Genomic DNA, 13,630 nt, shown 5'->3' on the forward strand with positions numbered 1-13,630 from the left:
AACCCGCTTCGGCGGGCGCGGCCCCCGCCGGCGACGCCGCCGCGCCGATCGTCACGGCCAAGGCCCCGACGCCGGCGATCACGCCGGTCAAGTCGGCCGTCGCGCCGGCGGTCGACAAGCCCGCCGCCAAGGCGATCCCGGTCTCGGCCGATCGCCCCGCGCCGCTGGAAGGCCTGAAGACTACAGTAGGGGCCGGGAGCGGAGCTGCTTCCTGACGACGTTCGCCATGTGACTGGTGGCGAAGCGCATCTGCTTGGCCCGCTTGCCGACGAAATAGTGCAGCGCCTTGCCGTGGGCGGCGTCCCAGACCACCTGGGCGGCGTCCTCGACGGGATAGACCTCGAGCCCGCCCTTGCGGAGGGAGTCGACCATCTGCTCGTTCGTGCCTGACGCCCCGGCGTTCAGGATCGGAGTCTCGACGAACCACGGCATCACGCAAGCGACGCTGACGCCCTGGGCGGCGTATTCGACGTCGAGCGCCTCGGAAAGGCCCCGCACGGCGAACTTGGTGGCCGAATAGACCGCCAGCTTCGGCGAGCCGTAGAGGCCCGCGCACGAGGCGATGTTGATCAGCCGCCCCCTGGCCTCCTTCAGCAACGGCAGGCCCGCGCGGGCGCCGTTGATCACGCCCTTGATGTTGACGTCGACCTGGATGTCGCAGTCGGCGTCCGAGAGGTCGCCCAGCAGTCCGAACCGCGCCACGCCGGCGTTGTTCAGCAGGACGTCGAGCTTGCCGCCCGTCTCCTTGCCGAACGCGCCCAGGGCGTTGGCCCAGCTGTCGCGATCGCGCACGTCGAGCATGTTGGCCGTCGCGTTCTCCCGTCCGAGCGCGTCCTGGGCGGCGAGCAGGCCCGCGCGATCGATGTCGGAGAGGCCCACGAACCAGCCCTCCTTGGCGAAGCGCTTGGCGCAGGCCAGGCCGATGCCGCTGGCGGCGCCGGTGATGAAGATGCTCTTGCGGCCGTTCGCTGGCATGTCGGTCCCCTCCCGTATCTTGGTTATCGCCGATCAGACGGGCAGACGGCGAACGGGTCAAGGCGCGTTCGGTCTTGTCAGGCTTCCCCCGGGACGTCGATGATCGCGGCTCCGTCGCGCGCGAGTCCCGCATGAGCCCCGAACGCCTGAACCATCTGTCGCTGGACCTGCTGAACCAGCCCTATGACGAGCTGACCGACGTGCAGAGGCGGGTCATCGACCTGATCCTGGCCGAGGAGCCGTCGGCCGGGCCGCTGGACGACGATGACGATACGACCTTCTGGACGCGGCTGGCCGACCGCGTCGCGGCGATCGGCGGCTCGTGGGGCTTCATCGGCGGCTTCGCCCTGGCGCTGGTCCTGTGGATGGGGCTGAACCTGGCGCTGGAGCCGCTGAAGCGCGCCTTCGACCCTTATCCGTTCATCTTCCTGAACCTGCTGCTCTCGACCCTGGCCGCCATCCAGGCGCCGGTGATCATGATGAGCCAGAACCGCCAGGCGGCGAAGGACCGCAAGACGGCCGAGCACGACTACGCCGTCAATCTGCGCGCCGAGCTGGAGATCATGCGGGTCATCGACAAGCTGGACGCTTTGCGCAGCGAGGAGCTGATGCTGCTGTGCCGCGAACACGCCGAGCGGCTGGCCGAGCTCCAGGCCGAGGTGGCGCGGCTGCGAGCGGGGCGGGAATGACGACCCTGACCGTCGTCACGGCGCAGTTCGCGGTGTCGGCGGACATCGGGGCCAACCTCGCGGCGATCGAGCGGCTGATGCGCCAGGCCTGGTCGGCCGCCGCCGACGTCGTGCATTTCCCAGAAGCGGCGCTATCGGGCTATGCCGGCGTCGATTTCGAAAGCTTCGAGGGCTTCGACTGGGCGCGGCTGGAGGCGGCGACGCGGCGGGTCATGGCGCTGGCGGCCGAACTGGAGCTGTGGGTCGTGCTCGGCTCGGCGCACCGGCTGTCGGAGGGCCGCAAGCCGCATAACTGCGCCTATGTCATCGACGGCGCCGGCGTGCTGGTCGATCGCTACGACAAGCGCTTTTGCGCGGGCGACGCGGCGGGGCTGACCGGCGATCTCGCCCACTACACGCCCGGCGACCACCTGGCGGTGTTCGAGATCAAGGGCGTGCGCTGCGGCGTCCTGATCTGTCACGACTACCGCTATCCCGAGCTCTATCGCGCCTATCAGCGACGGGGCGCGCGCATGATGTTCCACGGCTTCCACGCGGGCGGTCTCTCTCCCGAGCGGTTCGCGGCGATGGAGGCGCAGGTCGGTCGTCACGCGCTCACGGGCGGGACCACGCTGCCGGCGATCACCATGCCGGCGGGGATGATCGCGGCGGCCTCGAACAACAACATGTGGATCAGCTGCCCGAACAGCGCCGCGCCGAGGAGCTGCTGGCCGTCGTTCATCGTGCGGCCCGACGGCGTGATCCCGTGGGCCTGCGCGCCCGAGGCCGAAGGCTGGATCGTCCAGGAGATCGACTTCGACGCGCCGATCTATGACAGCACCGTCGCTTGGCGTGACCGCGCGATCGACGGCGTGTTGCACTCGGGCGTGCTGGTCGATGACCCAAGGTCGCGCGACCGGACCAGGCCATGACCATCCTGGCGCCGCGGGCCGCTTAGCGATGGAGCGGGGCGGTGCGATAGGCGGAACGGGCGGGGGCGGCGCGGGTTAAGCCCTCGATCCCTTCAGGAGCTTGCCCGATGTCCGACAACCCGACCGCACCGCGAGACCCGTCCGAGGAACAGGCCGAGGAGGCCGTCACCCAGGCCAATGACGACCTGAACGATCAAGGCGATATCGCCGCCGACGACGCCGGCGGCACGGCGGCCGGCCATCGCGTGCAGGACGCGCTGGAAAAGACGCCGCGCGCTCCGGATTGATCCAGCGCGCCTTCGGGGGGCTCTAGCGGCGCACCCAGTGGCAGACGCGCGTGGCCTTGTGGTGATGGCGCTCGACCTTGCAGACGCGGACCTTGTGCGGGCGGTGGTGGTGCGGCGCGGCCGAGGCCGGAACGGCCAGGGCCAGGGCGGCGGCGGCCAGGGCGGTGACGCCCAGCTTAGTAGCGATCGTCATGCGGTTTGCTCCCGAGGTCGGTCATGTCTTCGAAGACCGTTCCCGGGATTTGTTGCGCGGTTATGTCGAGCGTTCAATGGGCGCCGGGCGTCCGCCTCGGTGGCCGGGGGCGAGTCCTGGGCGATCCGAATTCAGGCGGGAGCGAGCCGAGGCAGGACGAACCTGATCGTCAGGATCAGCAGGACGGCCGCCGCCAGGCTGAGCAGGCTGCCCTCCGGACCGGCCGAGCCGCCGGTCAGGAGCTCCGGACCCGCCAAGGTCGACCTGAACACGGACAGCTTGCTTTCGCCGCCGCTGTTGGCCAGGCCGAAGACGGTGCTCTGGGCGAAGTTCCAGCTGGCGTGAAAGCCGAGGGCGAACCACAGCGATCCCGTCCGCAGGAACGACCAGGCCAGGATCAGCGCCAAAACCCCCGCCATCGCCAGGGACAGCGGCGTGGCGCCGGGCTGGCCGAGATGGCCGGCCGCGAACCAGAGGCTCAGCAGCGCGGCCGCCGGCCAGAAGGACACGGCGCGGGACAGCCGCGCGAAGGCGTAGCCGCGGTGCAGGGCCTCCTCGTGCGCCGCCTGCAGCGTCCAGAGCAAGGCCGAGAGCAACAGCAGTTCGCCGATGCGCGCCGGCGAGACGGCGAGGGCGCCGGACCAGGCGTGCAGCACCCAGAGCACGAGGACGATCAAGCCCATCAGGCCGGCGCCGGCCGCCACGCCGGCGGCCGCGAGGACAGGCGCGCGACGAGGGGACCAGCCGCTCACGGAGAATGGCTCCTTCCACAGACCAAGGCACAGCAGGGTCGGGACGACCGCCAGGGCCGTGAACAGAGCGGCATGGGCGATCAGCGCGCCGGATAGACCCGCTTGCAGCAACGCCCGCAGATTTTGGCCCGTCGCCGCCTTGAGCAAGGCCGAAACCGCGACCGCCGAGATGAACGCGACCAGCAGATAGACAAGGGCCTTGCCGAGCGCTCCGGCTCGGGATTTCAGGTCGGGGGCCGCGTTGAAGAACGAGGCGTCCTGGTCGGGAGGCATGGCGGTGATCTCTTCACCTCCCGCGTTGGGAGACCGGCAATCTGCCAAACTTCACCGGGCGACCCAAGCTCTACTTTAGGGCGCGGTCGGCTAGCCGGCCTTGGCCGCGCGTCGCAGCGCCTGGGGCGGCTGGCCGAAGGCGCGGACGAAGGCGCGGCGCATGCGCTCGCTGTCGCCGAAGCCGACCTCCAGCGCCACGTCCTCGACCTGCAGCGGCTGGCTGTCGAGCAGGGCGCGGGCGGCCTCCACCCGCAGGCGCTCGACGGCCTTGGCCGGGGTGACGCCGGTCTCCTGGGCGAACAGGCGGGCGAAGTTGCGCGGGCTCATCGCCGCGCGATCGGCCAGTTGCTCGACGGTCAGGGGCTCGGCCAGGTTCTGGCGGGCCCAGGACAGCAGGGCGTCGAAGCGGCCGGGGCGCAGGTCGATCAGCGCCGAGTGCTGCGACTGGCCCCCCGGGCGGTGGTGATAGACGACCAGCTGCTGGGCCGTCCGGCGGGCGACGGCCTCGCCCTCGTCGGCGCCGATCAGGGCCAGGGACAGGTCGATGCCGGCGGTGATGCCGGCCGAGCTCCAGACCGAACCGTCCTGCACGAAGATGCGGTCGGGCTCGAGCCGGATGTTCGGATAGCGGCGCTGGAAATCCTGGGTTCGGCTCCAGTGGGTGGTGGCGCGCTTGCCGTCCAGCAGGCCCGCCTCGGCCAGGACATAGGTTCCCGAACAGACCGAGGCGACGCGGCGGGCCTCGCGGCCGGCGGCGCGGACGAAGGCCAGGGTCTCCGGACAGGTGGCGGGAACCTTCACCCCGTCGCCGCCGGAGATGATCAGAGTATCGAGCCTGGGCGCGTCGGCCAGGGCGGTGGTCAGCAGGGTCGCGCCCGAGGAACTCGGCGTCGGCTCGCCGCGCAGCGACAGGAAGTGCAGGGCATAGGCGCCCGGCGACAGCCGTCCCGCGATCTCGAAGGCCGCGATCGGGCCGGTGGCGTCCAGCAGCTGAAAGCCGGGATAGACGAGAAAGCCGATCGCGCGGGGCATGCCAAGGTCCGTGGCTGAAATCGCGGGAACTACGTCATTTGCGCCAGAGGCTAAGCCAGCGATGCTGCGCCCGTCAATCGCGACGGAGATCAAGAATGACCCAGCCGCTGCACATCGTCATCGCCCTGTTTCCGGGGGTCACCCACCTCGACTTCACCGGTCCGCACCAGATCCTGTGCCGCCTGCCTGGCGCGACGGTGACGACCGCCAGCCTCGCGGGCGGCGAGATCGAGGCCGACGGCCTCGTGTTCGCGCGCCTGCCCAAGCTGTCGGACATCGAGGCCTGCGACGTGCTGATCGTGCCGGGCGGCCTCGGAACGACCGAGGCCATGGGCGATCCCGACTTCATCGCCGAGATCCGCCGGCTGGCCGACGGCGCGCGCTATGTCTGCTCGGTCTGCACCGGCTCGCTGGTGCTGGGCGCGGCCGGGCTGCTGAAGGGCAAGCGCGCCGCCTGCCACTGGGCTTGGCGCGACCAGCTGGCCCTGTTCGGCGCGATCCCCGACCCGTCGCGGGTGGCGCGGGACGGGCGCTACATCACCGGCGGCGGCGTGACGGCGGGCATCGACTTCGCCCTGACCATGGTGGCCGAGCTGGCCGGCGACGACATGGCCCAGAGCATCCAGCTGGCGGTCGAATACGCCCCGGCTCCGCCGTTCGAGGCGGGGCGTCCCGAGACCGCGCCGGAGGCGGTGCTGCGGCGGGTGTCGGCGATCTACGGCAAGGCGATGGACGCGCGAGTCGAGGCGGCGAGGAAGGCGGCGGAGGCGATGTAGCCAGCGCTTCTTCTCTCCTCCCCTCTTGGGGGAGGGGGACCGGCGAAGCCGGTGGAGGGGGCCAGCGCCGACGCGACTGAGTCATGACCAACCCCCTCCGTCACGGCGCGCTTCGCGGCCGCGACACCTCCCCCATGAGGGGGAGAAGAGGGGAAGGGTGATCACCCCACCTTCACTCCCGTCATCGAGATCGCCGCGAAGACGTCGTCGTTGAAGAAGCTGACCGGCTCGCCGGCCGCCGCCGCGCCCAGCACGTAGAGCAGCGGCAGATAGTGCTCGGCGCTGTTGATCGAGGCTTCGGCGTCGGGACCCAAGGTCCGCCAGTCGATCAGCGGGTCGTGGTCGCCCGCCAGGATCAGGCGCTTGGCCGTCTCGTTGAAGCGGTCGGCCCAGGGCGGCGCTTCCGGACGGCGGAAGTCGGCGGCGCGCAGGTTGTGGACGATGTCGCCGCTGCCCATGATCAGCACGCCTTCGTCGCGCAGCGGGGCCAGGCGGCGTCCGGCCGCGTAGTGCCAGCGCTCGGGCCGGGCGCGATCGAGGCTGAGCTGGACGACCGGGATGTCGGCCTCCGGGAACATCGGGGCCAGCACGCCCCAGGCCCCGTGATCGAGGCCCCGCGTCGGGTGCTGGACCACCCGGTCGGGGGCGAGCAGGTCGGCCACCCGCGCCGCCAGGGCCGGATCGCCCGGCGCCCGGTAGCGCACGTCGAACAGCGCCTGGGGGAAGCCGAAGAAGTCGTGGATGGTCTCTGGCGCGGTCGCGGCGCTGACCGCGCTCGCGCCCTGCGTCTCCCAATGGGCGCTGACCATCAGGATCGCCGTCGGGCGGGGCAGGCTCTGGCCCAGACGCCGCCAGTCGCGGCTCCAGGCGTTGTCCTCGATGGCGTTCATCGGCGAGCCGTGGCCGACGAACAGGACGGGCATACGGGGCATGGCGGGGCCTATCGGAAACACTATTGGTTACAGATAGTGGCCGCGACGCCATACCACAAGCCGACCGATCGCTGACGACTTCCGCCGCGCGGCCCGCTTTGTTATGGCCATGCGGTGACCGTCCCGCTGCCCCACGATCCGCCGGGCGAGACCTCCGTCTCGGCTGGCCCGCTTGGCCTCGTCCCAGACGACCAACCGCGGGCGGCGGCCGTCGTGGAGCCCCCCCAGCGCGAGGTCGTGCGCGGCGGGGCCTTGGATTTCCTGCGCTTTCTCGCCTCGCTGCTGATCGTCGTCTATCACTACGGCGCCGAGAGCCCGATCCGGCTGGAGCGCTTCCACCAGGTGTTCTCGCGGGGCTTCCTGGCGACCGACTTCTTTCTGATGCTGTCCGGCTATGTGCTGGGGCGCGCCTATGGCGGGTCGGTGATCCGAGGCCGGATCGGCACGCTCCGGTTCTGGGCGCGGCGCGCGGCGCGGGTCTGGCCAGGGCACCTGATCGTGCTGGCCATGCTGGCGGCGCTGGTGCTGCTGCTCAATCTCGCCGGCACCGACGCCCACAAGCCCAGCCGCTTCGCCTGGGACCAGCTGCCGGTCCAGGCCCTGCTGATCCACGCCTGGGGCTTTCCCAGCGACGGCTGGAACCTGCCCAGCTGGTCGCTGTCGGCCCTGATCGTCTGCTACGCCCTATTCCCGTTCTTCTGGCGAACGGTCAGCCGCGTGCGTCACGCCTGGCTGTTGCCGCTGCGCGCGGCCGCGATCCTGGGCGTCTTCGAGATCATCGCCCGCCAGGTCTTCCACCACGCGCTGCCCGACCTGCAATTCCAGTTCGGCGTGGTGCGGGCGCTGCCGCTGTTCATTCTCGGGGTGTGCTTGGCGCGCGCGGTCGACATGCGCTGGCCGTCCGAGGCCATGGCCCGGGCCCTGCTGTGGGGTGGGATCGCCCTGCTGGTCGTGACCCAGCCGCTGGACCGCTACGCCCTGCCCGACGAGTGGCTGTTCGACGCGCCGTCGCTCACGGCCATCGGCATGATCGTGCTGGGCGCCGGCCGCCTGCCGGTCAAGCATCCGCGCCGCTGGATCGAGGAGGGCGCCAAGCTCTCCTTCGCCTTGTTCATCACCCACATCTTCGTCGGGGTGATCTATTGGAGCGCGGTGCACAGGCTGATCGAGACCGTGCCGATCGGCATCGGCTGGCAGTGGCTGATGTGGGTGGCGGGCTTCCCGATCGCCTACGGCTTCGCCTGGCTGTTCCACACCTTCGTCGACCAGCCGATCCAGGCGCGGCTGCAGCCGCTGTTGCGGAAACAACCCTAGCCGTTCGCGGGGATTTTCAGCGGGCCTCGCCATCGGCGCGCCGGGCCGCTAAATCCCCCTCATGACCCGTCACATCCCCCTGCAAGGCGTCGAGAACTTCCGCGACTTCGGCGACTACGCCGCCGGGGCGGGGCGGCTGAGGAAGGGCGTCCTGTTCCGCTCGGCGCACCAGGCCGAGGCCACCGACGCCGACCTCGAGACCCTGGCGGCGCTGGGCATCGTCACCCTGGTCGACCTGCGCCGGCCCAACGAGCGCGAGCGTTCGCCGTCGCGCCGCTGGGCGGGCTTTTCGGCGGAGGTGATCGACAACGATCTTGGCGTCACCGGCGCCGATCCGTGGCTGGAGTTCATCGCCAGCGCCGACCTGACCGAGGACTCCGTCCACGCCTATATGGACGACTACTATCGCCGCCTGCCGTTCAAGGAACGGCATATCGACCTCTTCCGCCGCTTCTTCCTGGCGCTGGCCGAGGGGCGGGGCCCGGCGCTGATCCACTGCGCGGCGGGCAAGGACCGCACCGGGGTGCTGGCCGCCTTGACCCACCACATCGCCGGCGTCGCCGACGACGACATCATCGACGACTACCTGCTGACCAACGACCCCACGCGCTTCGCGCGGCGGGGTCACATCTTCATGGACAATATCGAGGCCGCCACCGGCCGACGGCCCAGCGAGGGCGCCATGCGCGCGGCCATGGGCGTCGAGGCCCGCTACCTGGCGGCGACGTTCGAGGCGGTGAAGGCCGAACACGGCTCGCTGGACGGCTATCTGGAGACGACCATCGGCCTGGACGCCGCGACCCGCGAGCGCGTGCGGGCGCACATCCTGCTGTAGGCCCTCAAATCCTTAAGGTGACAAACGCCCGTTTAACCGCCAACCTCGCCTGACGGTCCCGGCAGAGGGCCGGCTTCATTGGGTGTGGCATGAGCGAGTTGGCGGGGTCGCCTCCGGGCTTCAGCGAGACCGTGGGCGAGGACGTTCTGGTCCCCGCGCCTCCGAAGCGCCTCTCGCGCGGGGCGCTCGCCTGGATCCTGCACCAGGGCACGCGCGATCCGTACGTGATCCTGGTCACCATCTATGTCTTCGCGCCGTACTTCTCGCGCGTGCTGGTCGGCGATCCGGTCAAGGGCCAGGCGGTCGTCGCCGATATCTCCACGATGTATGGCCTGGTCACCGCGTTCACCGCGCCGCTGCTGGGGGCGTCGATCGAGCGGTTCGGGCCGCGCAAGCCGCTGTTCGCCTTGCTGCTGGCTATCATGATCCCGCTGCTTTGCGCGCTGTGGCTGGCCAAGCCGGGTGGCCTGCCGGTCAGCCTGATCGGCCAAGCGCTGATCGTGCTGGGCGTGGCCTATAACTGGGGCGACGTGCTGAACAACTCGCTGCTGTCGCGCGCCGCCGCGCCGGGGCAGGAGCCGGTGCTTTCGGGCCTGGGCTACGCGGTGGCCAACGGCCTGTCGGTGTCCCTGCTGATCTTCGTGATGTGGGCGTTCGTGCTGCCGGGCGTCGTGCCGTGGTCGTTCGTGCCGTCCGCGCCGCTGTTCGGCCTCAGCCAGACCGCGCACGAGCCCAGCCGCCTGGTCGGCCCCCTCTCGGCGGCCGTGATGCTGCTGGGCGCCATCCCGTTCTTCCTGTGGACCCCCGACGCGCCGCGCACCGGCGTGTCGCTGACGGCCAGCCTGAAGGAAGGCGTGAAGCTGATCGCCGACACCTTCGCCAATCTGAAGGGCCACGCCGAACCGGCCAAGTTCCTGGCCGCGCGGATGTTCTACTGCGACGGCATGACGGCCCTGATCATCTTCGGCGGCCTGTTCGCGGCCGGGCTGATGAAGTGGGGCGAGCTGGAGATGCTGGCCTACGGCATCTCGCTGTCGATCTTCGGCGTGCTGGGCGGCCTGATCGCGCCGTGGCTGGACAAGACCCTGGGGCCGCGCCGGGCCGTGCAGGCCGAGATCTTCGGCTGCATCGTGGTGCTGATGGCCATGCTGGGCATGACCCGCGACAAGATCCTCTATCTCTGGTCTTGGCCGGAGGCGAGCCACGCGCCGGTCTGGAGCTTCCCGCTCTTCAACACCCTGCCCCAGCTGATCTATCTGGGGCTGGGCCTCTTGGTCGCGGTGTTCGTCACCGCCCAGTACGCCTCGAGCCGGACGCTGCTGGTGCGGCTGGCCCCGCCCGACCGGATGGCGGCGTTCTTCGGCCTGTTCTCGCTGTCGGGCACGGCGACCATGTGGCTGGGCTCGCTGCTGGTGGCCCTGGCGACCAAGCTGTTCCACAGCCAGGTCGCCGGCTTCCTGCCGATCGCCGGCCTGCTGGCGCTGGGGCTGCTGGGCCTGTTCAGCGTGAAGGGCGGCGGCCGGGAGGGGTGAGGGGCGCCTGCTTGCGATTGCTCTTGACCGCCCGCCAGCGTTCCGCGAGCTCCTGGAACAATGCTCTCCCCCAATTGTCTTCCTCGCCCTTGTGGCGAGGATCCATGGTGAAGCCAGGTTCGGCGCAAAGGGGCTTCGTCGGCGACGGGGCCAGGCGGGAAGATCAACCTGATCGAGCGGACCAATCCGTTCTGGGATGACCTTTATCCCGAGCTGATTTGAAGCCTCAGTTCGACGTCGACCACAGCACCGTGTCGGACTTGCGCGGCCGCAGGTAGTAGGTGCGCATGAAGGTCATGCTGGTGGGCAGAACGAGCTTGATCGGGGAGGCGTAGGTATAGCTGACCTTGGCCATGATCACGCTCTGGCTGGCGGGCAGCACGCTGGCCGGGATGGTGGTGACCACGGCGTTCTGGGCCGGGCAGCTTGTCATGCCGGTCACCGAGGCCTTGGACCACGACACGGTGTCCTTGCCGGTGGAGTCCGACACGACGCTGGCCACGCACATCTGCAGGGTCGAGGTCGGGAACGGCGCCATGATGGTCGTCCCGATCGTGAAGATGTCGCTGGTCTTGCTGGGACCGGTCTGGGCGTTCTGGGCCACCAGGTCGCCGATGGTCGAGGCGATGTTCGACAGGCGCCGCTGGGCCATCATCGCCTGGGTCATCTCGGCCATGCCGCAGTACATCACGATCAGCACCGGGGCGATCAGGGCGAACTCGACGGCCGAAACACCGCGCCGATCGCGCCAGAAGCTCTTAAGAGCGGGCTTTCTCGCGCGGCCGCTCATTGGTCGTAGGGCTCATTGGTGAAGGCGGTGGCGGCGTAGATGATCCGCTTGCCGTTGCTGCTCTGCAGGCCCGTCTGAAGCAGCGGCGTGATCAGCGGCCAGGTGTAGTAGGCCCGGACGAGCACGATCGAACCGGCCGTGCCCGGGTTCCAGTTCATGGTCGTCGGCACCGTGCCGGCGCTGGCCGAGGTGGCGCTGGTCGCGTAGTCGGCGAAGGTCCGCACGTCGATCTGCAGGGCCGAGCCGCAGGTGGACGCTCCGATCCAGCTCATCCGGTTGCAGACGGCGGTCTTGAAGCTGGACGCCGTGCCGCCGCTGTTCTGGATCTCGCCGGTGCGGATGGTGCGGCCGGCGTCGATCACCGCGTTCTCCAGGGTCAGGGACACCAGGAAGACGAGGCCCAGCTCGATGATGGCGAAGACCAGCATCAGGAACGGAATGGCCACCAGGGCGAACTCGACGGCGGTCGCGCCGCGCTCGGCGCGCGCGAAACGGCCCGCCAGGCGAGCCAGGCGGCGGCGGGCGCGGACGAGGGTGAGGCCGTGGACCATGGCGCGCGACGCTAGCGCAACGATCCTAACCACTGGTTAGGAACGCGCCCGCTCACGCGCGCGAGTCTTTTAGGGCACGGTCGGAGCCGCCGTCGCCGCGCCGGCGGCGGCCGCGCCCAGCCGCGTGCACTGGGCGGCGCAGGCATAGTTGCTGGCGACCGCGCCGCGATAGATGGTCACGCCGCCGCCGCTGTTTTCCGACACCACGATCTGCCGATCGGCCAGGGCGCGGCCGCCGGGACCGAAGGCCAGCAGGCTGGTCACGCCCGGGCGCTTGCCCAGGACCACCAGGGTGCGGTCGTTGACGACGCTGACGTCGGCCACGGCCGGGTCGCCGACCACGATGTCGCGGACCGGCGCCCCCAGATTCACATAGGAGGCTTGGCCCGCCGCGACCGGCAGATCCGCCGAGTTTGGCGTCGGCAGGCTCCGGGCCGGGAGCATCTGGGCCCGCGCGGACAGGGCGCCGAGGGGCGCGATCAGGGTCGCGGCGGCGACGAAGGCGAGCGAAAGGCGGCGCATGAGGGTTTCCGATCCCGGGTCCGAACGGGTCCAGTCTCATTTTTATTGGTCAACAAAAGACTAAAGCGACGCCGGGCGCGGCGAAGCGTCGCCCAAGAAAGTCGTTGAATCAGAAGGCCTTGGCCAAGGTGGCGGTCTCCATGGTTAAGAACAAATAACAGTAAATACAAATAAACCAAAAGAAAATCGCCGAAAACTATTCGGCATTTACTGGCCATTAAGTGAGGTCGGCGAAATTGATCGTGTTTTCGGGGGTGAGCAAGTCGAGCTGGCTTGAGAACCTCAAATCAACCAACCCTGGTTAAGGAGACCAAGTCATGACCAAGTTCGTCACGCGCTTCCTGAAGAATGAATCGGGCGCCACGGCCATCGAATACGGCCTCATCGTCGCCCTGATCGCCGTCGTCATCGCGACCGCCGTCACGACCCTCGGCACCAACCTGAAGACCGCCTTCACGAAGGCCGGCACCACCGTGTCGACGGCGGCTGGCACCTAAGCCAACCTCGCGACACGCTCGAAAAAAGAGGGTCGGGGCTTCGCGCTCCGGCCCTTTTTCTTTGGGTTCGGCAAGTCTTCGCGGCGGGAGACACTTGGTTCGCGGCCGGCTTTTCCGACGCCAGGGACCTCGCGGGAAACCATTGCTTCACCGGTCGCGTCCCATAGTGGCGCGAGATCGAAACCAAGGCGCCTTCGTCCCCATGCAGGCTATTCAGATCCCGCTGCTGCTGATCTTTCCGGCCCTGGCCATCGTGGGCGCGCTGAAGGACCTGACCAGCTACACGATCCCGAACTGGATCTCGCTGGCGCTGATCGCCGCCTTCGTTCCGGCCGCCCTGGTCAGCGGCGCGCCGCTGGGTCAGATCGGCCTGTGCCTGGCCGTCGGCTTCGTGGGCCTCTTGATGGGCATGGGCATGTTCGCGGCCGGCTGGATCGGCGGCGGCGACGGCAAGCTGTTCGCGGTCTGCGCCCTGTGGCTGGGCTGGCCCGCCGCCCTGCCGTTCATGCTCTATACGGGTCTGGCCGGCGGCGCCCTGACCTTCGCCATCCTGGCCCTGCGCTCGGGCTGGCTGGCCCCGGCCGTGGCCGGCGGTCCGGCGTGGCTGCGCAAATTGGGCGCGGAGGGCGGCGACCTGCCCTACGGCGTCGCCATCGCGATCGGCGCCCTGGTCGCCTTCCCGCAAGGCGCGCTGGCCCACGGCCTGCTGGGCTGAAGCCCCTCTCGTCCTCTCTCGCCGGGGCGCGCGGCGCGACAGCCTGTCGCGCGA

17 protein-coding genes and 1 pseudogene are annotated in these 13,630 nt (G+C 69.6%); 10 read left to right on the forward strand and 8 right to left on the reverse strand.

Annotation, left to right across the window (positions count from 1 at the left end):
• Nucleotides 1-215, forward strand: a pseudogene (locus Q0V34_RS13800) (hypothetical protein); the annotation flags it as partial.
• Here Q0V34_RS13800 and Q0V34_RS13805 read toward each other — a convergent pair.
• Nucleotides 181-975, reverse strand: coding sequence for an SDR family oxidoreductase (locus Q0V34_RS13805; RefSeq protein WP_297512839.1), 795 nt, complete (start codon nt 973-975; stop codon nt 181-183). The pseudogene Q0V34_RS13800 and the gene Q0V34_RS13805 sit on opposite strands and share 35 nt — an antisense overlap.
• Before the next feature lie 131 nt (nt 976-1,106).
• On the opposite strand from Q0V34_RS13805, the gene Q0V34_RS13810 reads away from it, so the two are divergent.
• The 3 genes from Q0V34_RS13810 (at nt 1,107) to Q0V34_RS13820 (ending at nt 2,862) form a co-directional block, all read left to right on the forward strand.
• Nucleotides 1,107-1,664 carry a DUF1003 domain-containing protein gene (locus tag Q0V34_RS13810; RefSeq protein WP_297512840.1) on the forward strand — a complete coding sequence of 186 codons (558 nt, stop codon included), beginning with the start codon at nt 1,107-1,109 and terminating at the stop codon, nt 1,662-1,664.
• Complete coding sequence (locus tag Q0V34_RS13815; protein ID WP_297512842.1) at nt 1,661-2,575, forward strand: carbon-nitrogen hydrolase family protein; 915 nt, start codon at nt 1,661-1,663, stop codon at nt 2,573-2,575. The genes Q0V34_RS13810 and Q0V34_RS13815 overlap by 4 nt, the downstream gene beginning before the upstream one ends.
• A 107-nt stretch (nt 2,576-2,682) precedes the next feature.
• Nucleotides 2,683-2,862, forward strand: coding sequence for a hypothetical protein (locus Q0V34_RS13820; protein WP_297512844.1), 180 nt, complete (start codon nt 2,683-2,685; stop codon nt 2,860-2,862).
• 22 nt (nt 2,863-2,884) lie between these two features.
• Here Q0V34_RS13820 and Q0V34_RS13825 read toward each other — a convergent pair whose 3' ends face one another.
• From Q0V34_RS13825 to Q0V34_RS13835, 3 genes are all read right to left on the reverse strand, one after another.
• Complete coding sequence (locus Q0V34_RS13825) at nt 2,885-3,055, reverse strand: hypothetical protein (protein WP_297512846.1); 171 nt, start codon at nt 3,053-3,055, stop codon at nt 2,885-2,887.
• A gap of 131 nt (nt 3,056-3,186) precedes the next feature.
• Nucleotides 3,187-4,080: a CPBP family intramembrane glutamic endopeptidase gene (locus Q0V34_RS13830; protein WP_297512848.1), complete on the reverse strand. Its 894-nt coding sequence runs from the start codon at nt 4,078-4,080 to the stop codon at nt 3,187-3,189.
• 90 nt (nt 4,081-4,170) lie between these two features.
• The gene (locus Q0V34_RS13835; protein WP_297512850.1) at nt 4,171-5,112 is read right to left on the reverse strand and encodes a GlxA family transcriptional regulator; all 942 of its coding nucleotides are present in this window, start codon (nt 5,110-5,112) and stop codon (nt 4,171-4,173) included.
• Nucleotides 5,113-5,207: 95 nt separating this feature from the next.
• Here Q0V34_RS13835 and Q0V34_RS13840 point away from each other — a divergent pair, with 95 nt between their 5' ends.
• A complete protein-coding gene (locus Q0V34_RS13840) occupies nt 5,208-5,888 on the forward strand; it encodes a DJ-1/PfpI family protein (RefSeq protein WP_297512852.1) in 681 nt (226 codons plus the stop codon).
• A gap of 161 nt (nt 5,889-6,049) precedes the next feature.
• On the opposite strand, the gene ygiD is transcribed toward Q0V34_RS13840, so the two are convergent.
• On the reverse strand, nt 6,050-6,820 hold the full coding sequence (gene ygiD, locus Q0V34_RS13845) for a 4,5-DOPA dioxygenase extradiol (protein WP_297512854.1): 771 nt from the start codon (nt 6,818-6,820) through the stop codon (nt 6,050-6,052).
• A gap of 213 nt (nt 6,821-7,033) precedes the next feature.
• Between ygiD and Q0V34_RS13850 the strand changes: the two genes are divergently transcribed.
• The 3 genes from Q0V34_RS13850 (at nt 7,034) to Q0V34_RS13860 (ending at nt 10,501) form a co-directional block, all read left to right on the forward strand.
• A complete protein-coding gene (locus Q0V34_RS13850) occupies nt 7,034-8,134 on the forward strand; it encodes an acyltransferase (protein ID WP_297512856.1) in 1,101 nt (366 codons plus the stop codon).
• A 61-nt stretch (nt 8,135-8,195) separates the two neighbouring features.
• A complete protein-coding gene (locus tag Q0V34_RS13855) occupies nt 8,196-8,969 on the forward strand; it encodes a tyrosine-protein phosphatase (protein WP_297512857.1) in 774 nt (257 codons plus the stop codon).
• A gap of 77 nt (nt 8,970-9,046) precedes the next feature.
• Nucleotides 9,047-10,501: an MFS transporter gene (locus Q0V34_RS13860; protein WP_297512925.1), complete on the forward strand. Its 1,455-nt coding sequence runs from the start codon at nt 9,047-9,049 to the stop codon at nt 10,499-10,501.
• A 226-nt stretch (nt 10,502-10,727) separates the two neighbouring features.
• Here the strand turns inward: Q0V34_RS13860 and Q0V34_RS13865 are convergent, their stop codons facing one another.
• The 3 genes from Q0V34_RS13865 to Q0V34_RS13875 form a co-directional block, all read right to left on the reverse strand.
• Nucleotides 10,728-11,291 carry a TadE/TadG family type IV pilus assembly protein gene (locus Q0V34_RS13865; protein WP_297512859.1) on the reverse strand — a complete coding sequence of 188 codons (564 nt, stop codon included), beginning with the start codon at nt 11,289-11,291 and terminating at the stop codon, nt 10,728-10,730.
• A complete protein-coding gene (locus tag Q0V34_RS13870; protein WP_297512860.1) occupies nt 11,288-11,842 on the reverse strand; it encodes a TadE/TadG family type IV pilus assembly protein in 555 nt (184 codons plus the stop codon). Before Q0V34_RS13870 ends, Q0V34_RS13865 begins: the two co-directional genes overlap by 4 nt.
• 69 nt (nt 11,843-11,911) lie before the next feature.
• Complete coding sequence (locus Q0V34_RS13875; protein WP_297512862.1) at nt 11,912-12,364, reverse strand: pilus assembly protein N-terminal domain-containing protein; 453 nt, start codon at nt 12,362-12,364, stop codon at nt 11,912-11,914.
• Between the two features lie 317 nt (nt 12,365-12,681).
• On the opposite strand from Q0V34_RS13875, the gene Q0V34_RS13880 reads away from it, so the two are divergent.
• Together Q0V34_RS13880 and Q0V34_RS13885 are read left to right on the forward strand one after the other, a co-directional pair.
• Entirely contained in the window at nt 12,682-12,861 is a 180-nt protein-coding gene (locus tag Q0V34_RS13880; RefSeq protein WP_297512863.1) for a Flp family type IVb pilin, read from the forward strand.
• A gap of 202 nt (nt 12,862-13,063) precedes the next feature.
• Nucleotides 13,064-13,576, forward strand: coding sequence for a prepilin peptidase (locus Q0V34_RS13885; protein ID WP_297512864.1), 513 nt, complete (start codon nt 13,064-13,066; stop codon nt 13,574-13,576).
• Nucleotides 13,577-13,630 lie beyond the last annotated feature (54 nt).

This window comes from uncultured Caulobacter sp. (assembly GCF_947036865.1).
Lineage (GTDB): Bacteria > Pseudomonadota > Alphaproteobacteria > Caulobacterales > Caulobacteraceae > Caulobacter.